Genomic DNA, 20199 nt, shown 5'->3' on the forward strand with positions numbered 1-20199 from the left:
GACGCCGACGGCGCCGGGATGGATGGCCTTTCACAAACAGGTCGCGGCGATTCCCGGATTGGTTACCGGCTTTCCCAAAATGCGACCAGGCGTTTTTCCGACCAGGATTTCCGGGTGCCGGTCGGCAATTCACCGACCGGTCGCTGAGTAGGCGGCGAGCAGCGCCCGCGCGGAATTGGCCCAGGACAACGGACCCGCGACGCGGGCGGCGCCGAGTTCGCCCATGCGGGCCCGCTCGGCGGGGTCGTCCAGCAGACGGGCGGTGAGCTTGGCGAATTCGAGTTCGTCGTTGGCCGGTGCGTACACGGCCGCATCGCCCGCGGAAACCCGCGCCTCCCGCAGGTCGAACGACACGATCGGCCGGCTCATCGCCATGTACTCCATGATCTTGTTCATGGTGGACACGTCGTTCAGCGGGTTCAACGGGTCCGGCGCGAGGCAGACGTCCGCTGTGGACAGATAACACACCAGGTCCGCATCCGGGATGCGGCCGGTGAACTCGACCCGGTCGTCCAGGTGGAGGTCTTTCGACAGCGCGACCATCGCCTCGAACGCGTCCCCGGAGCCGACGAACACCGCGTGCCAGTCGGTGCGGCCGAGGTCGTCGCGTAGTTTCGCGAGCGCGCGCAGGGCGTAGTCGACCCCGTCCTGCGGGCCCATCACACCCAGGTAGCAGAGCAGGTGCGGCTTGCCGCGCTTGAGGTCCGGCTCCGGCGGAACCCGGTGGAAGCGGTCCACGACCGGGGCGCTGCGGACGACGAACACGTCCTCGGGCCGCTTGCCGCCGCGGGTGAGGGCCACGTCGCGGTAGCTCTCGTTGGTCGAGATCACCACGTCGGCGGCCCGGAAAGTGGCGCGTTCCAGGGCGCACACGCCGCGGTAGAGCAGGTCCCTGCCGCGGTCGAAGCGGGACAGGTACAGCTCGGGCACCAGGTCGTGCTGGTCGAAGACGAACTTCGCGCCCCGCCGCTTGAGCATCCGGGCGACGAGGAAGAGCAGGTCGGGCGGGTTGCACGCGTGCACGACGTCGACCGGGCCGATCTTGCGGGCCAGCCGGAACGTGTGCCGCAGCGCGGAGCCGTACTCGCGCAGGTAACCGGCCGGCCCGCCGGTCGCCGCGGTCAGCGGGTAGCGGTGGATGTGCACGCCGTCGAGGACGACCTCCGGTTCGGTGTCCCGTTTCGTCCCTTGTGGACAGATGACGTGCACCTCCCACCCGGCGTCGCGCAGGGTGGTGCTTTCCTGCCAGACTCGCCGGTCGAAGGGCACGGACAGGTTCTCGACGAGGATCAGGGCTTTACCAGGCAAGGCCGACGTATCCTTCTTCGGTGCGGCGCACGGCCGCGTCGGGCAGGCGGACGAGGTCGATCAGCGTGCGGTCGCCGGCCTTCGGCAGCGCGGCGAGCACGGCCGGGTCGGTGCTGCCGATCAGGCACACCTCGGCGTGGCCGAGCACCTCGTCCACGGAGCCGGCGAGCAGCTGGCCCAGGTGCGGCAGGCGGCTTTCGATGTACTCGCGGTTGGCGCCCATCAGCCGGGACAGGCTCACGTTCGCGTCGTAGATCTTGAGGTCGTAACCCTTGCCCAGCAGGCGTTCGGCGAGTTCGACGAGCGGGCTCTCGCGCAGGTCGTCGGTGCCCGGCTTGAACGACAGTCCGAACAGGCCGATCCGCCGCTTGCCGGTGCGGGCGACCAGGTCGAACGCGCGTCGCAGGTGTTCCTCGTTGGACGGCAGTACGTGCGCGAGCAGCGGCACCGACACGTCGGCGCGGTGCGCGGCGTAGACCAGGCCGCGCAGGTCCTTGGGCAGGCACGAGCCGCCGAAGGCGAAGCCGGGGCGCAGGTAGGCGGGGCTGACGTTGAGCTTGCGGTCGGCGAGGAACACGTCCATCACGCGGTGCGAGTCGAGGCCGAGGGCGCGGCAGATGGCGCCCAGCTCGTTGGCGAAGCCGATCTTGAGGCCGTGGAAGGCGTTGTCGGCGTACTTGGTCATCTCGGCGACCGGGATCGGCACGCGGAAGACGTCCCCGGGCAGGCCCTCGTACAGCTCGGCGACGGCGTCGCCGCTGGCGGTGTCCAGCTCGCCGATCACGGTTTTGGGCGGGTCGAAGAAGTCCTTGACGCTGCTGCCTTCCCGGAGGAACTCGGGGTTGACGGCGACGCCGAAGTGCACGCCCGCGGTGCGGCCGGAGGCCTTCTCCAGGATCGGTACCAGCAGGTCGAGGCAGGTGCCGGGCAGCATGGTGCTGCGGAATACGACCGTATGCCGACCGGTCTTGCCGGCGAGCGCGCCGCCGATCTCCTCGGTCACGCGTTCCAGGAAGGCGGTGGACAGGCTGCCGTTGGGGGCCGACGGGGTGCCGACGCAGATCAGCGAGATCTCGCTGTGCGCGATCGCCTCGGCGACGTCGGTGGTGGCTCGGAGCGCACCGCGGGCCACGACGTCGGCGGTGAGTTCGCCGATGCGTTCCTCGACCACTGGTGCTTTTCCCTGGCGGATGAGGTCGATTTTCACGGGGTTGATGTCGACCCCGATCACGTCGTGCCCCTCACCGGCGAGGCACGCGGCCGACACGCATCCGACGTAGCCGAGCCCGAAGACGCTGATCTTCATGGAATTCCTCCCGCCGCCACCGGCTTGACCCAGAGGTCGGCGGGCGGTCGGAGATCGTTACGGCGGTGGACGGCTGGAAAACCGCTTACGTAGTGGGGTTTCCGCGGGGAACAAACCGCCCCGCCCCGGCACCGGTTCTACATACATCCGGTATGTATCCGAACCGAAAGCCAGCGTCCCCACCGCGGGCGCGATCACATTGGTGTCCCGCCCCGTGTCGAGAACGCAAGCGGCCCCCGGCATGGACCGGCGGCTGATCGCGGCGTCACAGGCCGCCCAGATGCCGCCCGCGCGCCGATGAGGCCCCCTGACGAGCGCCACCTGCCCGAACATCCCCTTTCTCTGGCCACGTCAGCCTCCCTCTGGCGGGCGGGTCGCCCACGTGCCGTGCCCGGGTCCCCTCGCCAGCCGGAACACCCCGCCGCCTGTCCACCCACCCATCCCCGCCGGTTTCCCACCGCGTCCGCGGGTACCCGGTCGCACGGTAACCCACCGTGCTCGGCCGTGCGGAGATCGTGACGGAACTTCACTTCCTTTTCGTGCGTTGGGAAAGCGAGTGTTGATAAGGAGGCGCAGGGCACGTGCACAAGCACCAGAACGGGCTGAAGACCGCGCTGTTGCTCGGATTGCTGAGTGCCATCATCATCGCGATCAGTTCACTGTTCGGGCGTGGCGCGTTGTTCATCGGGCTGGCGCTCGCGCTCGGGATGAACGCCTACGCCTACTTCAAGTCGGACACGCTGGCGCTCCGGGCGATGCGGGCACGCCCGGTGTCGGAGCCTGAGCAGCCAGTGATGTACCGCATCGTCCGGGAGCTGGCGACCTCGGCCCGCCAGCCGATGCCGCGTCTCTACGTGAGTCCGACCCCCGCCCCGAACGCCTTCGCCACCGGCCGGAACCCGCGCCACGCCGCCGTCTGCTGCACCACCGGCATCCTGGAGCTGCTGGACGAGCGCGAGCTGCGGGCGGTGCTCGGCCACGAGCTGTCGCACGTCTACAACCGGGACATCCTGATCTCGTGCGTCGCCGGTGCGCTCGCGAGCATGGTCAGCGTGCTGGCGAACCTCGCGATGTTCGCCGGCGTGTTCGGCGGCAACGACCGCGAGGGCAACAACCCGCTGGTCTCGCTGCTGATCATCCTGATCGGTCCCATCGCGGCGGCCATCATCCGGTTGGGTGTCAGCCGTTCGCGTGAGTACCAGGCGGACGCGTCGGGCGCCGCGCTGACCGGGGACCCGCTCGGGCTGGCCTCGGCGCTGCGCAAGCTGGAGTACGGCACGCGCCGAGCCCCGCTCGTGGCGGAGCCGCAGCTGGTCTCGCAGTCGCACCTGATGATCGCGAACCCGTTCCGCCCCGGCGAGACGTTCTCCCGCATGTTCTCCACCCACCCCCCGATCGCGGACCGCATCCGCCGCCTGGAGGAGATGGCCCGCCGGGGCCCGTTCTGAGCGCAGCCGCCCCCCGAAGCCCACCGCACCAGCGACTCGGCTCCAGGCGCCGCCGTGTTCCGGCGGCCCGCTGCGCCCCCGTTCTGCCTAGACCTCGCGGCACGTCGAAGCCCACCGCGTCAGCGGGTCGGCTCCGGGCACCGGTCCGTCTCGACGGCGCGCCGCGGCTCAGTCAGCCCAGCCCTGCCGCATCGCGAAGCCCGCCGCGCCAGCCGCCCGGTCCCCGGCACAGGCCTGCCTCGACGGCCCGCCGCGGCCCTGTTCTGCCCAGCCCCGCCGCACCCCGAAGCCCACTGCACCAGCCGCCCGGCCCCCGGCACCAGCCTGCCTCGACAGCCCGCGGCCCGTTCTACCGGCGCTTCCGCTTGATCCGCTTCCCCAGCGCCATCGTGTGGTGGCTGCTCCGCGGCTGGTCCGGATCAACCGCCCACAGGATGTCCGCGACCGTCTCCGCCTCGTGCTCGTACCCCACCTGCAGGATGGTCCACAACCCGTTGCGCGCCTTGAGCCGGCACTGCGCACCGAGATCGGCGGGCTGGCCGGCGTACGAGTCGCCGGACACGAGCACCGCCAGCATGTCCAGCAGCTCCACCCGCGCGAAGTCCGACAGCGGCCCGGCCAGCGCGGCGAGGATTACCTCCACCGCCGGAACCGCCACCTCGAACAGGTTTCCGCTGATCTCCAGGTGGTTGTCGAGCCGGGCGCCGAGGGCTTCGCGCGGTTCCGCCGCCTCCAGGATCGTCTCGAACGTCCCGGGCAGGTGCGCGCCGCTCTCCCCGCAGCCGCACCGCAGCCGGCCCCAGTCGTGTCGCGCCAGCTCCGCGCGCACGAGCCTGCTGACAGTCATTTAACCGACGGCTCCCGCGGCGCGGGCGCACGCGACCACGTAGTCCCCGTACCCGGACTTCGACAGCTTCAGCCCGAGCGCCAGGCACTCCTCCGGATCGATGTACCCCATGCGGAGCGCGACCTCCTCCAGGCACGCGATCCGCACCCCCGTCCGGTGTTCGAGCACTTGGACGAACTGCCCGGCCTCCAGCAGCGAGTCGTGTGTCCCGGTGTCCAGCCACGCGAACCCGCGCCCCAGCTCGACCAGCTTCGCGCGCCCCTGCCGCAGGTACGTCAGGTTCACGTCGGTGATCTCCAGCTCGCCCCGCTTGGACGGGGTGAGCCCGCGCGCGATCTCCACCACCTGGTTGTCGTAGAAGTACAGCCCGGTGATCGCCTGGTTGGACTTCGGCCGCTCGGGCTTCTCCTCGATGGACACGAGCCGGCCGTCGGCGTCGAGTTCACCGACGCCGTACCGCTGCGGGTCCTTCACCGGGTACCCGAACAGCACGCAACCGTCGAGCGCGGCGACCTCCTCCTGCATCCGCCTGGAGAAGCCCTGCCCGTAGAAGATGTTGTCCCCCAGGATCAACGCCACGTCGTCGTCGCCGATGAAGTCCGCGCCGATGACGAACGCCTCGGCCAGGCCGTTCGGGCTCGGCTGCTCGGCGTAGCTCAGGCGCAGCCCGAACTGGTCGCCGGAGCCGAGCAGACGCTGGAAGTTCGGCAGGTCGGCCGGCGTCGAGATGATCAGGATCTCCCGGATCCCGGCCAGCATCAGCACGGAGATCGGGTAGTAGATCATCGGCTTGTCGTAGACCGGCAACAGCTGCTTCGACACCGCCTGGGTGATCGGGTGCAGACGCGTCCCGCTGCCGCCCGCCAGCACGATGCCCTTCATGTCCCCAGCTCCCTCCGGATCGATCCGGAACCACCCTAGCGTGTTTCGGAATTTACATACATACAGACTGTATGTATGTTGCATGGCATGACTCGCTCACCAGCACTCGGCCAGGAAAAGCGCGTGACCCTCCCGCAGGGTGACGTTCGCTACTTCGAACGCGGGGAGGGCCGGCCCGTGGTGTTCGTGCACGGCGTCTTCGTCAATGCGAACCTGTGGCGGCACGTCGTCCCGGACGTCGCCGACGCCGGCTTCCGCTGCCTCATCATCGACATGCCGCTCGGCGCGCACGAGGTCCCGTTGCGCCCAGACGCCGACCTGACCCCGTCCGGCGTCGCGGACCTCATCGCGGACTTCCTCGAGGCCGTCGACCTCCGCGACGTCGTCCTCGTCGCGAACGACACCGGCGGCGCCCTCACCCAGATCATGTTGTCCCACCGCCCGGACCGGGTCGAGCGCGTCGTCCTGACCCCGTCGGACAGCTTCGACTACTTCTTCCCGCCGTTGTTCAAGCCGCTCGTCCCGTACGCCCGCATCCCCGGCTCGATGCGCCCGCTCGCCGCGCTGCTGCAGGTCAAGGCGCTGCACCGGACCCCGTTCGTCTTCGGGCGGGTCGCCAAGTACGCGATCCCCGACGCCGTCGTCGAGTCCTACCTCGCGCCCGCCCACCGCCACGCGGCCATCCGCCGTGACCTGCGCAAGTTCCTCCGCGCCGTCCGCTCCCGGTACACGCTGGAGGCCGCGGAGAAGCTGCGTGCGTTCGACAAGCCGGTCCTGCTCGTGTGGGCCGACGAGGACCGGACGTTCCCGCTGCGCCTGGCCAAGCGCCTCGCTGCCATGCTGCCCGACGCCCGTCTGGAAGTGGTCGCCGATTCCTACGCCTTCGTCCCGGAGGACCAGCCGGCCGCGCTGGTGCGGCACATCCTGGCGTTCGCGGGCGTCATGGCAGATTAGGGGCGTGCGCCGTACCCAGGAAGAGCGATCGCAGAGCACCCGGGCCGCGTTGATGGCGGCCGCCCGCGAGCTGTTCGCCGAGCGCGGTTACCAGGCCGTGCCGGCGGACGAGATCGTGCGGGCCGCCGGGGTGACGCGGGGCGCGCTCTACCACCACTACGGCGACAAGCAGGGCCTGTTCCGCGCCGTGTTCGAGCAGGTCGAGCTCGAGGTCACTGCCGAGGTCGAGGCCGCCACCAAGGACGCGCCGGACCTCGCCACGGGACTGCTCTTCGCGCTCAAGGCCTTCCTCGACGCGTGCGAGCGCGCGGAGATCCGGCAGATCTCGCTGGTCGACGCCCCGGCCGTGCTGGGATGGACCACGTGGCGCGAAATCGAGGCCGAACACGGGCTCGGCCTGGTCATCACCGTGCTGCGGCAGGCGGTCGAGGAGGGGCTGATCAAGCCGCTGCCGGTTGAGGTGCTGGCCCAGCTCGTACTGAGCGCCGTGAACGAGGCGGCGCTGATGATCACCCACGCCGAAAACCCGGCGCAGGCCCGCTCGGACGCGGAGCAGGTGCTGGCCACCTGGCTGATCGGCCTGCTCGCGGAGTAACCGCGCGGACCGGCGGCGCGGCTGGTGATCTGCGGCGCCGAGCAGCCGGTGCAGGCTCGCTCGAATGCGAGCAGGTGGTCACCACGTGGCTGTTCGGCTTGTTCGTGGAGTAGCCGCTGAGGCCGGCGGCGCGGCTGAGGATCTGCGGCGCCGAGCAGCCGGTGCAGGCTCGCTCGAATGCGAGCAGGTGGTCATCACGTGGCTGTTCGGCTTGTTCGTGGAGTAGCCGCGGGGTCCGGTGGCGCGGCTGGATCGCCCGCGCCGAGCAGTCGGCGCGGGCCCGTTCGAATGCGAGCAGGTGGTCATCACGTGGCTGTTCGGCTTGTTCGTGGAGTAGCCGCGGGGGCCGGTGGCGCGGCTGGATCGCCCGCGCCGAGCAGTCGGCGCGGGCTCGCTCGAATGCGAGCAGGTGGTCATCACGTGGCTGTTCGGCTTGTTCGTGGAGTAGCCGCGGGGGCCGGTGGCGCGGTTGGATCGCCCGCGCCGAGCAGTCGGCGCGGGCCCGCTCGGACGCGAGCAGGTGGTCACCACCTGGCTGTTCAGCTTCCTCGCGGGGTAACTGCGGGGCCGGTGATCTACCACGTCGAGCACTCGGCCCACGCCAGCTCGGTCGCCGCGCAGGTGCTCACCGCGTGGCTGATCGGCCTGTTCGTGGAAGAGCCCCCGGTCGGAGTGGCTGGCGCTCGCCACGCCGAGAACCGGGCAGAGGGCCGGTCCGATGCCGGGTGTTCGCTCCCTGTCTGGTGATCACCCACAGGAAGAACCCCGCGCGGGCCCCGCGGGTGCTCGCCACGTGGCTGATCGGCTACTTCACCGGAGTTGCGCTGGCCCGGCGGCGTGGCTGATGATCGCTTACGCCGAGCACTCGGCCCGCCAGCTTGGTCGCCGCGCAGGTCCTCACCACGCGGCCGATCGGCCGGTTCGGGGAATAACTCCGCGTCCGGCGGCGTTCGCCCGGGGGCGTGCAGGAGGAGATCTGGTCCGATGTGGTGTGCCCGTGGTGCTACCTCGGCAAGCGGCGCTTCGAGCGCGCGCTGGCCGGCTTCGAGCACCGTGACCAGGTCGAGGTGACCTTCCGGTCCTTCGAGCTGGACCCGGCCGCCCCGCGCGAGCCGCAGCCGAAGGCGCCGCTCCTCGCCGCGAAGTACGGGATCAGCGAGGCGGAGTTCGCCGCTAGCGAGCAGCGCCTGACCCGCCTCGCCGCGGCCGAGGGCCTGGAGTACCACCTCGACGGCGGAGTCATCGGCAACACCTTCGACGCCCACCGCGTGCTGCAGCTTGCCCGCGAGCGAGGCCGGCAGGACGTCGTCGCGGAGCGGCTGTTCCGCGCCTACTTCACCGAGCGGCGTTCGGTGTTCGACGAGGATTCGCTCGTCGAACTGGCGACCGAGTCCGGACTGGACGGTGACGAGGTCCGCCGGATGCTGAAGGAAGGCGCCTACGCCGACGAGGTCCGCGACGACATCGACCAGGCCCGAGCGCTCGGCGCCAACGGCGTCCCGTTCTTCGTCTTCGACCGCCGTTACGCGGTCTCCGGCGCGCAGCCCACCGAAACCTTCGCCGCCGCGCTGGACAGGGCGTATCAGGACGCTGGTCCCTTGCCGAAGTAGATCTTGCACACCCCGCCGTCGTAGTCGGCCGTCAGTTCGAGGACGTTGCGCCCACTGTCCACAGGCAACAGCGACGAGCTGTAGTTCGGGCAGAAGTTGTTGTAGGCGCCCGGAACGTGCACCGGGGCGGGCAGCTCGTACCAGTTGCCCTCCCCGAAGTTGTCGTTGGCGAGCAGCACCTGACCGTTCGACGGTAGCGAGCGGCCGACGCTGTCGGTGTAGATCTGACCGACCATCAACAACCGAACGCCATTCGGTCCGCCGGGAAACACCGTGACGGTCTGGGCGTGCTGGAAGTAGTTGCCGCTCGCCGTCACCACCCGCGTGCCGGGATCGGCGGGGTCGCCGTAGTCCGCGCCGTCCGAGGAGATCTTGAAGTACGGATCGCAGTAGCGCGTGCCGTAGTTGCAGATCTCGTAGCCGAAGTAGTAGCGACCGTCGGGCAGCTGACGCACGATCGGCATCCCGGGCCGGACGCGATCGGGTGAGATCGCGACCGTGCTCTGCTTGTCGCTCCAGGTGACGCCGTCGGTCGACGCGATCCGGTTGAGCACCTGACTGTGGCGCGGTGCCTCGGTTTCGTCGGCGTAGTGCATCCACAGTGTCCCGCCGGAGTCCACTGTGAACTCCGGCTCGAACACGCCGCCGTGGTTGTGCGAACGGACGGCCTCGGACAGGAAACTCCAGCTCCGGCCACCGTCCGAACTGGACCAGACCCGGATGGACATGCGGCGGTCGGCGCCGCCGTTCTGCCCGTAGGACGCGGCCCACAGCAGGGTTCCGGCGCGCAGCCTGCCGACGCGTCGCGGCAGCTCGTAGATGCTGCCGCAGCACTCGCCCCGCACTCCCTCCGGGTCGCGGACCTCGCCGATCTGGCGGAACGACGCGCCTTCGTCGGTGCTCTCGTAGATCCGCGCGAACGCGCCGCTGCCGTCCCAGCTGTTCACGGACGCGACGATCCGCCCGCGCCGGAACGGCGCGTGTTCCAGGCGGATGACCCGCGGGTACGCGCCCACGCCCAGCTCGGTGCGTTGCGCCGCCTGCGCCGGAACCGTCATCGCGGCCGTCGTGACCAGCAACGTCAGCATCAGCGCGGCTATCCGGCGCATCCGTCCCCCTCACTCTCAGGAGCGGAATTAGACCACAGGGTGACGGTCGAGCGGACAAAAGCCCACTTTGTAGCGCAATACCCCGTGAGAATCAACCTCTTGATGGATCGTTGAACGATCCCCTACGTTCAGAAACCAGTGGCACAAGCCACAGTTCACGACGAAGGAGAGGTAACTTCCGTGGAAAACCTGGCTCCCGAGGACTTCGACCTGGACCTCCGCATCGCGACTCCGACCCAGGACGGGGACCTGCTGACGAACAAGTCCGGCTTCAGCGACATCTGCGCCACCCTGTGGCCGTCCTGCTGACGTGAGTTCCGGGTGGCGGGTCCGCGGGGGCCCGCCACCCGTCCAGCCGGGAGGCGAACCGATGTTCACGTGTGCCGGACCGGCCCTGCTGCGGGCCGCGGTGCGACCCCGCACCTGGGGGCCGATCCCGCCGCTGGAGGTCCTCGCGGCGGACGAAACGCTGATGGAAGCGGTCGAAACGGCCAGTCCGAGCCTGGCCCGCGACGTCCTCCGCCTGGTCCGGGGCGAGCCGGTCAGGGACAAGGTTCGCCGCCGCGCCGCGCTCGCCCTCGCGAAGTACCACCTGCGCATGACCAGCCGCCCGACGCCGTTCGGGCTCTTCGCCGGGGTCGCGCCGGTGCGATTGGACGCCGAGCCCGAGTTGCGGGCCGGTGACCAGCACCGTCCGACCAGTCGGACAGACGCCGAATGGCTGGACGGCGTCCTGCGACGGTTGCGAACCGATCCAGTGATCCTGACCAGGACAGTCCTGGTCGCCAACAACGTCAGCTTCGTCCGCGGGGACCGGCTCGTGCTGCCTGAGCGGTACGAGGGGGCAAGTCGTCGCGAAGCCTCGATCCGGTTCACGCCGCTCGTGCGTGCCGTCCGGGAGATGGCGGCCGCGCCGGTGGCCTGGCCGGACCTGGTCGAGCAGCTGTGCCGGCGGTTCCGGCGCACCGGTTTCGACGGGGTGCTGCGGCAGCTCGTCGAGGTGGGGGTCCTGCTCACCGACCTGGACCCGCCGCCGGACTGCGCCGACCCGCTCGCCCATGTGCTCGGCCGCGTGCCGGCGGAACATCCGATGCACGCGGAGTTGAGCGCGATTCTGAGCGAGTTGCGGGACGCCGACACGGCTGCCGAGGACCGGCGGTCCCGCCGGCGGGCAGTGGCGGCCCGGATGCGTGCATTGCACGACGTGGATGACGTGATCCAGACCGATCTGCGGCTGGATGTCGCGGCCACGCTGCCGGCCGCCCTCGGGACGGAAGCCGCCCGCGCGGCGGAGGTGTTGTGGCGCCTGGGGAGCACGACCGGACCGTCCTGGTTGGACGAGTACCGGAAGCGCTTTCTGGAGCGGTACGGCAGCGACCGGCTGGTGCCGGTGCTGGAACTGCTCGACGACACCCGCGGCCTGGGGGCGCCCGATTTCTCGCGGCGGCCGGATCGTCCCGGGCATCGGGCGTTGATAGAGCTCCTGCTGGCCGCCGTGCGCGCGGGCCGGGACGAGATCGAACTCGACGAGTCGCTGGTCGGCCTGCTCGCCGAGGAGCCGCCGTCGCGCCGCCCGGTGTCGATGGAGTTGTGCGCGGAGGTTCTCGCGCCCGGCTGGGAAGCGTTGTGCGCGGGCGAGTTCCGGCTGGTCATCGGGGAGAACTTCGGGTCGCCGCAGGCGGGGTCGACGATCGCGCGGTTCGCGCACCTCATGCCCGAACTCGACGCCGAACTGACGGCGCTGGTCCGCGACGGAGCCCCGGCGAGAGCGGCGCAGGTCGCGTGCCGGCCGCGGACGTTGCGCTCAGTCAACGTCGCGTCGGTGCCGCAGCGGCTCCCGATGCGCATCCCGGTGAGCTGTGGCCCAGCGACCGCAGAGGTGACCGGCCTGCGGCTGGACGATCTCGCCGTCGGCGCGACGCAGGACGAGCTGTACCTCGTCGACCTGACGTCCGGGCGGCGCGTCGTGCCGGTTTCCGGCTCGATGCTCAACCCGCGCAGCGGGCACGTCCCGCCCGTCGCGCGGTTCCTGCTCGAGCTGGGGGAGCAGGAGAACCCGTCGTGCCTGCCGTGGCGGTGGGGCGATTTGTCGACCGCTCCGGTGCTGCCCCGGGTCCGGTACGGCCGGACCGTGCTCGCGCCCGCGCGATGGCTGCCCAGCCGCGAGATGCTGGGCCCGTCGTCCGACTGGTCGGACGCCGTCCGAAACTGGCGACAGCGTTGGGCCGTGCCCAGGTGGGTGCAGCTGACCAGCTCGGACAACCGGATCGCGATCGACCTCGACGACCCCGGGCACCTGGCGGTGTTCCGCGCGGAGCTGCGGAAGACGCCGCGGCTGGTGGTCCAAGAGGTCCTGTCGCGGGACGACGGCTGGCTTGGCGGGCGCGCGTGCGAGGTGGTGTTCCAGCTGCTGGGGGAGCGGCCGGCCGCGCGTCCCGTTCCGGCCACCCGGACCCGGTCCGACGGGCTGCAGCTCCCCGGCGGCGACTGGCTGTACGCCAAGCTCTACGCCGGCGACGCCGCGCAGCGCCAGATCCTCCAGTCGCGGCTCGGCGAGCTGGTCGCCGGTGTGGAGGACTGGCACTTCGTCCGATATGCCGATCCCGATCCGCATCTCCGGATCCGGTTCGCCGGGAAACCGGACACGTTGTGGACGACGTTGTTGCCACGCCTGCACGCGTGGGCGGCGGCGCTCCGGGCGGAGGGGCTGCTGTCCCGGCTGGTGCTGGACAGCTACGACGCGGAGGTCGAGCGGTACGGCGGCCCGGACGCGATCTGCGGGGCCGAGCGGGTGTTCCACGCGGATTCGCTGGTCGCGCTCGCGATGCTCGACCGGGATTCGGATGATCTCGCGGCGTTGAGCGTGCTGGACCTCGTCCGGCATTTCGGACAGCCTCCGGAGATCCTGGACTGGCTCGCGGCGGCAGTGCCTCTCGACCTGCGGCGGAGCGTGCCCCGTGACCGCCGGGAGTCCTTCGCGGCGGCTGTCGACGCCACCGGTCGTCCGTCACTGGACCAACCGTGGAGGCAGCGGAGCCAGGCGGTCCTGGAGTACCTGACGAAACTGGCGCCGGAGCAGCACGGCCGGGTCGCGCTGAGCCTGGCGCACATGCACTGCAACCGCCTGTTCGGGATCGACCGGGCGCGGGAGCAGGAGGTGTACGGGCTGGTGCACGGCGGATTGGCGCTGCGCATGGACCGGAGGAGGCACGGCCGGTGAGTGCTGCTGGAGCGGTGTGTGGCCTGGTGGGGGTGCGGTCGGTGAGCGCTGCTGGAGCGGTGCGTGGCCTGGAGGAGGTGCGGCGGTGAGCACGGCCAGTGGAGGCGCGGCGGTGAGTACGGCTGGAGCGGTCCGCGGACCGGAGGAGGCGCGGCCGATGAGGGCCACGCACGTCGCTCGTCGCGCGAGGGCCCGGGAGGTCGCGCTCGAGGTGGGGGATCGCCTCCGCTCGGTGCGGGGTCGCGGGCCGGGTCTGCTGGACGGCCACCCGGGCATCGCCGTCCTGCACGCGGCACTGTCCGTTTGGGATCCCGCGTGGGCCGCGGTGAGCCGTGCCCATCTGGCCGCCGCGGGCGAGGTCGCGCCGGAGGCGGTGGTGCCCGCGGCCCTGGTGCACCGGGCCGCGCACGGCGGCGGTTACGACGGGCTGCTGCGCAAGGCCGGCGCGGCGCTGGCCGAGGTGTGCGAGGCGTGGCCCCGGGCCGACCGGCTCGCCGCGTCGGACTACGACGTGATCAGCGGGCTCACCGGCAAGGGCCGGCTGCTGCTCGCCCTGGGCGGCGACCGGTGCCTGTCCGCGCTGGAGGTCGTGCTGGAGCGTCTGGTGGCGTTGACCCGGCCGGTCCTGGTGGAGGGGCACGAGGTGCCCGGGTGGTGGTGCGCGCCGGAGCGGTACGTGGTCGAGGCGGACCGCGAGCGCTACCCCCGGGGCGATTTCAACGCCGGTCTGGCGCACGGCATCAGTGGTCCACTCGCGCTGTTGTCACTGGCCCACCGGCACGGCCACCGGGTCGACGGCATGACCGACGCGATGCGCGTGATCGCCGACTGGTTGTTGCGGTGGTCGTGGACGGACGAGTCCGGGGTGAGCTGGCCGTCGCGCGTCGGGTTCGATGCGCAGGTGCGGGGCACGGCGGTGCCGGCTTCGCGGACGGCGTGGTGCTACGGGACGGCCGGGGTGGCGTACGCGCTGCACCTGGCCGCGGCGGAGCTGGGTGACGCGGGGCTCGCCGGCCTGGCGGCCGCGGCCATGAGCAGGCCGGGCCGGGCGGAGGGCCCGACCGTGTGTCACGGCGATGCCGGGTTGCTGCAGATCAGCGTGCGGATGGGTGTGCCTGCCGACCGGATCGCCGACCGGGTCCTGGCCGCGTTCGACCCGTCGTCCCCGTTCGGCTTCCGGCACCGCCTGCACACCGGCGAGTGGACGGACGACCCCGGCCTGTTGCAGGGCGCCGCCGGAGTCGCGCTGGCGCTGGCGACCTACGCCGGCAACTCCGCCCCCTGGGACGCCGCGTTGCTGCTGAGCTGACGGTCAGCGGTAGTTGGTGAACTGCAGCGCGATGCCGAAGTCCTTGTCCTTGAGCAGGGCGATGACGTCCTGCAGGTGGTCCTTCTTCTTGCCGGAGACGCGGAGCTGGTCGCCCTGGATCTGGGCCTGGACGCCCTTGGGGCCCTCGTCGCGGATCACCTTGGCGATCTGCTTGGCCTTGTCGGCGGCGATGCCCTGGAGGATCTTGCCGTTGACCTTGTAGATCTTGCCGGACACGGCGGGCTCGTCGGCCTCGAACGCCTTCAGCGAGATGCCCCGCTTGATCAGCTTCTCCTTGAACACCTCGACCGCGGCCTTGGCGCGCTCCTCGGTGTCGGCCTCGATCGTCACGGCCTCTTCGCCGGCCCAGGAGACCTTGGCGTTGACGCCGCGGAAGTCGAAGCGGGTGGAAAGCTCCTTGGCCGCCTGGTTGAGGGCGTTGTCGACCTCCTGCCGGTCGACCTTGCTCACCACGTCGAATGACGGATCCGCCACGTGTCCTACCTCGTCGTTTCGCTTGTCGGCTGACCACACCATAGCGCCGCCCCCACCCCCGTCGGAGGCCCGCCGGAGGGTTGGTAAGCTAGTCCCCGGCCGGGACGCCCGGCCATGGCGGGTTGCCCGAGCGGCCAAAGGGATCTGACTGTAAATCAGACGGCACTGCCTTCGCAGGTTCGAATCCTGCACCCGCCACGCCAGCGAAAACGCCCCGCTGACCTGGGAAAACAGGTCGCCGGGGCGTTCTTTTGTCTCCGGCCCGGCCGGTGACGACACCGATTCGGCGGGTCGTCACAATCCGGGTATGGAGGGCTTCGAGCCGCGGTGGTTGTCCGGCTTGGCCGCCGTTCGCTGGGAACACGGCCGCCGGCTCGCTGCTTTGGTCGGGCGACGGTTGACGGCGGCGTGGCTCGCTTGGGAGCTCGATGGTGACTGCTGGTGGAACGACGCCCCGGTCGTGTTCGACTTCGGCGGGGAGCAGCTCGAGATCAGCCATCGGAAGTTCGATGAGCTGTCGATCACGTGGACCTCGATCCAGGTCACGCGCCCGCCGGCCGACCCGATGTTTCAGATCGCCTGGCGGGATGACATGTGCCACCGGTTGACGGCGTTGCATGGGCAGGTCCTCTCGTCGGTGGCACTGCTGGAATGGCAGGGCGAGCAGCGCGACCTGGGTACAGGTGCGGTTGCCGTGCACCTCGCCTTCACGTCAGGTGGTTCCGTGACGGTTGCGAACGCCTTGGACGAGAACGAGTTGGACTTCGGAGCCCCGGGCCCGCACTGGAGACGGCACGCGCTCTCGCAGAGGGGCGGTCGTGAATGGCCACTGGGCGAAATATCGCCGCGGCCGGTTCTTCGCTAGGTTCGGGCGATGATCGTCCTCGCTGTGGAGAATCCGGTTCAGCCTGATATTCGTGAGCTCGCGCTCGGGCTTGTCGCGTTTCTCGTGCTGCTGTTCCTGATCACGAAGTTCGCCGTGCCGCGCTTCGAGGCCTTGTTCGAGAAGCGGGCGGAGAAGATCGAGGGCGGGATCGAGAAGGCGGAGCAGGCGCAGGCGGCGGCCGCGGAGGCGCTGACCCGCTACCGGGCCCAGCTCGCGGACGCGCGTGCCGAGGCGGCGCGGATCCGGGAGGAGGCCCGCGCGGAGGGCGAGCGGGTGCGCGCCGAACTGCGGGCGGAGGCGCAGGAGGAGGCCCGGCGCCTGATCGCGCAGGGCGAGGCCGACCTGACCGAGCAGCGGGGCCGCATCATCGCCGAAATGCGCCCCGAACTGCGGCGGCTCGCGGTGGAGCTGGCGGAGCGGATCGTGGGCGAACCACTGACCGACGAGGCGCGGCGGCGCGGCACGGTGGACCGCTTCCTGACCGAGCTGGAGCGGCGGTAGGGGTTGGCGAGCTCGGAGGGGCTGGCTGCGGCTTGGGTGGCGCTGCCGTGGCCGGCATGGCGCGGGGGCGTGGTTGCTTGGGTGGCGGTAGAGGCTGGCGGTGCCTGGTGGCCGGAGAGCCACCAGGCACCGCTTCCGGAATCACCGGCTCTGCGCCGAGTCCTTGACCTCCTGCGCCGCGGACTTCGTTTCGTCCGCGACCGTTGATGCGGCCTCGCTCGCGGTGGATTTGACTGACTGGACCGCTTCCTGTGCTGGTTCGCGCAGGTTCTCCGTCATTTCCTGCGCCACCGAGCCCATCTGGCCCGCCATGTCCTGCGCCGACTCCTTGACCTGCCCCGCCAGCTCCCGCTCCTGGCGGCTCGCCGGGATCAGCGACGACACCAGCCATCCGGCGCCGAACGCGATCAGGCCCGCCGCCAGCGGGTTGCCCTCCGTCTGCCGGCGCACCATCCGCGGCGCGTCCTGGACCTGTTCGGCCACCGACGACGCCGCGTCGGACGCCGTCGAAGCCACCGACGAAGCCGCGCCGGACGCCGTCGAAGCCATCGACGAAGCCGTCGACGACGCGCTGTCCGTCGCCTGGTGCATGCGGTCGGTCGCGGTCCGCACGCCGCCAGAAGCGCTTCCCATGACCCGCTCCTTCATGTTCCGCGCCAGGCCCCGCGCGCGGTGCACCCGCCGGTGGACGACGCGGCTGGGCGTGACCTTCTCGGCGAGCGCGTCCACATCGCTGCCCAGATTCCGTTGCGTGCCTTCGATCTCCCGGCGAAGGCGGTCCGGGTCCGTGCTCACGTCGTCCTCCTCAACTGGTCGGGCATCTGCTTGAGGCTGTCCACGGTCCGCTCGGGCACCGGCTCGACGCGGCGCATCCGGTTGCGCCCCAGGGCGAACAGCACGGCCGCGATCACGGCCCACACCCCGGCGACGATCAGCGCCGCCCAGCCCTGGTCCATCACGTTGGACAGCGCCCACCACAACGCGATCGACAGGAACAGCATCACCATGTAGCCGCCGAAACCGGCGCCGCCGAGCATGCCGGCGCCCTTGCCCGCCTGCTTGGCCTCGGCCTTCATCTCCGTCTTCGCCAGCTCCAGTTCCTGCCGCATCAGCGTGGACAGATCCTGGGAGATGTTGCTCATCAGCTGTCCCACCGACACGTCGCCGACGTCCGGCCGCTGTCCCGGCGGTTGCGAATACGTCATGACGGCTCCACCCGGTGCTGCCCGCGGTAGTCGCCGGGGTACGCGCCTTCCGGCGGCATGGCCGTCGTCGGCGGGTGGACGGCCGTCTCGGTCGGTGTCCCGGTGGGGTACGTCATCTCCGCCGGTGTGCCCGTGGGATACGTCGTCTCCGTCGGGGTGCGCGGTTGCGGCGCGCCGCCGCTGCTCTGCTCGCTCACCGCCGCGGCGCTGCCCCTGGTCAGCCGGCCCGCGAGGAGCCCCGCGGCGGCCGCGCCGGCGAGGAACAGGCCGGGCTTGCGCCGCGCGAAGCCGCGCAGCTCGTCGACCAGTTCCCCGGGCTCGCGGGAATCGAGCCAGGACGCCACCTTCTTCGCCCGCTGCGACACCTCGCGGACGATGTCCTGCGCGATTCCGGATTCCGACTGCTCCGACATCCGGTCCAGCTGATCCGCGATCGAATTCAGATTTCCGGCCGCTTTCTGCTGGCTGGTGCGTGCCTGTGCACGCAATTGATCGACGCCCTGGTCCTTCAGGTTCCGCACCTGCCGCTGCGCCTCGGATGCCACTTCCCGTGCCTGTTCGGCGGCGGTCCCGGTCACCTGGCTGCCCGATTCCGCGGCCTGTTCGCGCACCGCCTGCGGCGGCGAACTGCTGGTCTGCTGGGTCATTCCTCCTCCTCCGCTCGGTTCCGCGCGACTACCCGGCCCAATTCCCGGTAAACGACGAAAACAATTCCGCTTCGCGGCGCGGATCGGAAAAATAGATCTCCGTTCGGGGTGCCTGATCGAGCCGTGCGGAGCTGCTCCTGGCTCGCCCCGGTCCTGCTCATCACGGCCGGCGACTGGTCAGGGCGGTCCGCAGCCGCACAGGAATTCTCCGGCCGGAGGCTGACGGAGAGGCGATGACGGCGGACCACCGGGAATCTGCGAACATGACGGCTTTGCGGCGCCCGGGCGGTGAGCGAGGAGCTAGGCATGAGGTTGCACCGGTCTCGTCGGCTGGTCCTGTGGGAGTACGACTGCGTGGACCGGTTCGCCGCGAGTGCCGCCGAGGTCGGTTGGCTCTCCGCTGGAGAACTGCCCGCCGAGCCCTCGACGGGCACGCCGCGACGGTCGTCGTGGCAGCTCACCACCGGGGTGTTCGTCACCCTGTTCCAAGCCCCCGAGCGTCAGCTCGCATACGTGGCCGTGTTGAGCATGCTCGGCCGGGAAGCCGCAGCTCACTTCTTGCATCTGCCAGAGGCGAGCCTGGAGTTGGCTGGACTTGACGTGTGGACTGATCAGGAGCTGATCGGCGCCGTGTCCGCCGCGTCGGACCCAGGCGAGCACGCGACCGCTCTGATCCGGGCCGGACTCGGCGCCCCGGCGGAGATCGCCGAGCCGTGGGCACGTGCCTTCTTCGCTGCCGCCGAGCATCCCTCGGAGGAGGTACGAGCTGCCGGGATCGAGGCGATCATGCACGCGGGCTGGCCACGCTTCGCCGAACTGCTCAGGGCCATGGCCGAGCGGGATCCCAGCAGGGACATCAGAGAGCTGGCGCAGCGGAGTGCCTCAGTCCTGGAGGCCAGAACTCCAGCTGGACCATAGAGTTCCCCGGGTTGCCCGCACGACAAGTCCGGTTGGAGTACGAGCGTACTGATCATGGATGCGGAACTCGTGCGCGCCCGCCGGGCGGTGTCCGTGGTGTTCGCGGCGTGCGGGGCGGCGTTCGGTACGTGGCTGGCGCGGGTGCCTGCGGTGCAGGACCGGCTGGGGCTCACGACGGGACAACTCGCGGCCGGGTTGTTCGGGCTCGCGGCCGGGTCGGTGGTCGCGTTGCTGCTGGCCGGCGCGGTGATCACGCGGATCGGCAGCCGGGTGGCGGCCATCGTGGGGGCGGTCGTGCTGTGCGGCGGGTTGCCGTTGGTCGCGATCGCGCCGAGCGTGCCGGTGTTCGTCGCGGCGCTGGTGGTGCTGGGGGTCGGCAACAGCACGCTCGACGTGGCGATGAACGCCCACGCGGCACGCGTCGAGCACGGCTACGGGCGGCCGATCTTCGCCGGTTTCCACGCGTTCTGGAACATCGGCGGGCTGGCCGGATCCGGCGCCGACGCGCTGGTGGAGACCTGGCACGTGCCGGTGACGGTGCACTTCCCGGTGGCGGGCGGGGTCCTGCTGGCGGTCGCGTTGCGGGCGGTCCGGACCGGGTTCCTGCGCGGGCCCGACCGCGGCCAGGGCGGGCCGGCGTTCGCGTGGCCGGGGCGGGCGCTGGTGCCGCTCGGGGCGATCGCGTTCTGCGGGTTCGTCGCCGAGGGGGCGGTCAACAGCTGGGGTGCGGTGTACCTGAGCGAGGTGACGGCGGCCGGGCCGGCGGTCGCCGCGCTGGGGTATTTCGCGTTCTCGGTGACGATGATCGTCGTGCGGCTGGGCGCGGACCGGATCGTGGCGCGGGCCGGGGCGGTTTCGTTCCTGCGGCTGGCTTCGGTGGTGGCGGTGGGCGGGTTCGCGGTCGTGCTCGCGGCGCCGGTGCCGGTGGTGGGGGTGGTCGAGGTCGCGCTCGACGAGCG

20 protein-coding genes and 1 tRNA gene are annotated in these 20199 nt (G+C 70.7%); 12 read left to right on the forward strand and 9 right to left on the reverse strand.

Annotation, left to right across the window (positions count from 1 at the left end; all coding sequences use genetic code 11):
* Positions 1 to 129: 129 nt before the first annotated feature.
* Both D0D15_RS15955 and D0D15_RS15960 read right to left on the reverse strand, forming a co-directional pair.
* On the reverse strand, positions 130 to 1308 hold the full coding sequence (locus D0D15_RS15955) for a glycosyltransferase family 4 protein (RefSeq protein WP_094003807.1): 1179 nt from the start codon (positions 1306 to 1308) through the stop codon (positions 130 to 132).
* Positions 1298 to 2614, reverse strand: coding sequence for a nucleotide sugar dehydrogenase (locus D0D15_RS15960; protein ID WP_094003808.1), 1317 nt, complete (start codon positions 2612 to 2614; stop codon positions 1298 to 1300). The genes D0D15_RS15955 and D0D15_RS15960 overlap by 11 nt, the downstream gene beginning before the upstream one ends.
* A 581-nt stretch (positions 2615 to 3195) precedes the next feature.
* On the opposite strand from D0D15_RS15960, the gene htpX reads away from it, so the two are divergent.
* Positions 3196 to 4062: a zinc metalloprotease HtpX gene (gene htpX / locus D0D15_RS15965; RefSeq protein ID WP_094003809.1), complete on the forward strand. Its 867-nt coding sequence runs from the start codon at positions 3196 to 3198 to the stop codon at positions 4060 to 4062.
* A gap of 349 nt (positions 4063 to 4411) precedes the next feature.
* Here the strand turns inward: htpX and D0D15_RS15970 are convergent, their stop codons facing one another.
* Positions 4412 to 4909 (reverse strand): hypothetical protein, encoded by a 498-nt coding sequence (locus D0D15_RS15970; RefSeq protein ID WP_094003810.1) that lies wholly within the window; start codon positions 4907 to 4909, stop codon positions 4412 to 4414.
* Positions 4910 to 5791, reverse strand: a complete 882-nt coding sequence (rfbA, locus tag D0D15_RS15975) for a glucose-1-phosphate thymidylyltransferase RfbA (protein WP_094003811.1) — start codon at positions 5789 to 5791, stop codon at positions 4910 to 4912.
* A gap of 87 nt (positions 5792 to 5878) precedes the next feature.
* Here rfbA and D0D15_RS15980 point away from each other — a divergent pair, with 87 nt between their 5' ends.
* The 3 genes from D0D15_RS15980 to D0D15_RS15990 all read left to right on the forward strand — a co-directional run bounded on the left by D0D15_RS15980 (position 5879) and on the right by D0D15_RS15990 (position 8950).
* Positions 5879 to 6745, forward strand: a complete 867-nt coding sequence (locus D0D15_RS15980; protein WP_115944533.1) for an alpha/beta fold hydrolase — start codon at positions 5879 to 5881, stop codon at positions 6743 to 6745.
* Between the two features lie 4 nt (positions 6746 to 6749).
* Positions 6750 to 7340, forward strand: a complete 591-nt coding sequence (locus D0D15_RS15985) for a TetR/AcrR family transcriptional regulator (RefSeq protein WP_143266143.1) — start codon at positions 6750 to 6752, stop codon at positions 7338 to 7340.
* A 962-nt stretch (positions 7341 to 8302) separates the two neighbouring features.
* Positions 8303 to 8950 (forward strand): DsbA family oxidoreductase, encoded by a 648-nt coding sequence (locus D0D15_RS15990; protein WP_094003821.1) that lies wholly within the window; start codon positions 8303 to 8305, stop codon positions 8948 to 8950.
* Here the strand turns inward: D0D15_RS15990 and D0D15_RS15995 are convergent.
* Positions 8923 to 10059, reverse strand: coding sequence for a sialidase family protein (locus D0D15_RS15995; RefSeq protein WP_094003822.1), 1137 nt, complete (start codon positions 10057 to 10059; stop codon positions 8923 to 8925). The genes D0D15_RS15990 and D0D15_RS15995 overlap by 28 nt on opposite strands.
* A 180-nt stretch (positions 10060 to 10239) precedes the next feature.
* Between D0D15_RS15995 and D0D15_RS37570 the strand changes: the two genes are divergently transcribed.
* From D0D15_RS37570 to D0D15_RS16005, 3 genes are all read left to right on the forward strand, one after another.
* Positions 10240 to 10368 carry a hypothetical protein gene (locus tag D0D15_RS37570; protein ID WP_255407832.1) on the forward strand — a complete coding sequence of 43 codons (129 nt, stop codon included), beginning with the start codon at positions 10240 to 10242 and terminating at the stop codon, positions 10366 to 10368.
* 61 nt (positions 10369 to 10429) lie between these two features.
* On the forward strand, positions 10430 to 13279 hold the full coding sequence (locus D0D15_RS16000; protein ID WP_094003823.1) for a lantibiotic dehydratase: 2850 nt from the start codon (positions 10430 to 10432) through the stop codon (positions 13277 to 13279).
* A gap of 157 nt (positions 13280 to 13436) precedes the next feature.
* Positions 13437 to 14588, forward strand: a complete 1152-nt coding sequence (locus tag D0D15_RS16005; protein ID WP_094003824.1) for a lanthionine synthetase C family protein — start codon at positions 13437 to 13439, stop codon at positions 14586 to 14588.
* Between the two features lie 3 nt (positions 14589 to 14591).
* Here the strand turns inward: D0D15_RS16005 and D0D15_RS16010 are convergent, their stop codons facing one another.
* Positions 14592 to 15083, reverse strand: a complete 492-nt coding sequence (locus D0D15_RS16010) for a YajQ family cyclic di-GMP-binding protein (protein WP_094003825.1) — start codon at positions 15081 to 15083, stop codon at positions 14592 to 14594.
* Between the two features lie 116 nt (positions 15084 to 15199).
* Here D0D15_RS16010 and D0D15_RS16015 point away from each other — a divergent pair.
* The 3 genes from D0D15_RS16015 to D0D15_RS16025 all read left to right on the forward strand — a co-directional run bounded on the left by D0D15_RS16015 (position 15200) and on the right by D0D15_RS16025 (position 16470).
* Positions 15200 to 15281: transfer RNA gene (locus D0D15_RS16015), tRNA-Tyr, on the forward strand.
* A gap of 109 nt (positions 15282 to 15390) precedes the next feature.
* Positions 15391 to 15948 carry a hypothetical protein gene (locus tag D0D15_RS16020; protein ID WP_198958130.1) on the forward strand — a complete coding sequence of 186 codons (558 nt, stop codon included), beginning with the start codon at positions 15391 to 15393 and terminating at the stop codon, positions 15946 to 15948.
* A gap of 9 nt (positions 15949 to 15957) precedes the next feature.
* Positions 15958 to 16470 (forward strand): F0F1 ATP synthase subunit B, encoded by a 513-nt coding sequence (locus tag D0D15_RS16025; protein WP_094003826.1) that lies wholly within the window; start codon positions 15958 to 15960, stop codon positions 16468 to 16470.
* Positions 16471 to 16611: 141 nt separating this feature from the next.
* Here D0D15_RS16025 and D0D15_RS16035 read toward each other — a convergent pair whose 3' ends face one another.
* Genes D0D15_RS16035 through D0D15_RS16045 form a run of 3 tightly spaced genes read right to left on the reverse strand, consistent with a single transcriptional unit; the run spans position 16612 to position 18322 of the window.
* Positions 16612 to 17265, reverse strand: a complete 654-nt coding sequence (locus D0D15_RS16035; protein ID WP_094003827.1) for a DUF3618 domain-containing protein — start codon at positions 17263 to 17265, stop codon at positions 16612 to 16614.
* A complete protein-coding gene (locus D0D15_RS16040; protein WP_094003828.1) occupies positions 17262 to 17675 on the reverse strand; it encodes a phage holin family protein in 414 nt (137 codons plus the stop codon). Before D0D15_RS16040 ends, D0D15_RS16035 begins: the two co-directional genes overlap by 4 nt.
* A complete protein-coding gene (locus tag D0D15_RS16045; RefSeq protein WP_115944534.1) occupies positions 17672 to 18322 on the reverse strand; it encodes a hypothetical protein in 651 nt (216 codons plus the stop codon). The genes D0D15_RS16040 and D0D15_RS16045 overlap by 4 nt, the downstream gene beginning before the upstream one ends.
* 306 nt (positions 18323 to 18628) lie before the next feature.
* Here D0D15_RS16045 and D0D15_RS16050 point away from each other — a divergent pair, with 306 nt between their 5' ends.
* Positions 18629 to 19240: a hypothetical protein gene (locus D0D15_RS16050; RefSeq protein ID WP_094003830.1), complete on the forward strand. Its 612-nt coding sequence runs from the start codon at positions 18629 to 18631 to the stop codon at positions 19238 to 19240.
* Between the two features lie 54 nt (positions 19241 to 19294).
* Positions 19295 to 20199: MFS transporter (locus D0D15_RS16055; RefSeq protein ID WP_162830585.1), on the forward strand; the 905-nt coding region annotated here is incomplete at its 3' end.

Origin of the sequence: Amycolatopsis thermalba, assembly GCF_003385215.1 — a bacterium.
GTDB lineage: Bacteria > Actinomycetota > Actinomycetes > Mycobacteriales > Pseudonocardiaceae > Amycolatopsis_E > Amycolatopsis_E thermalba.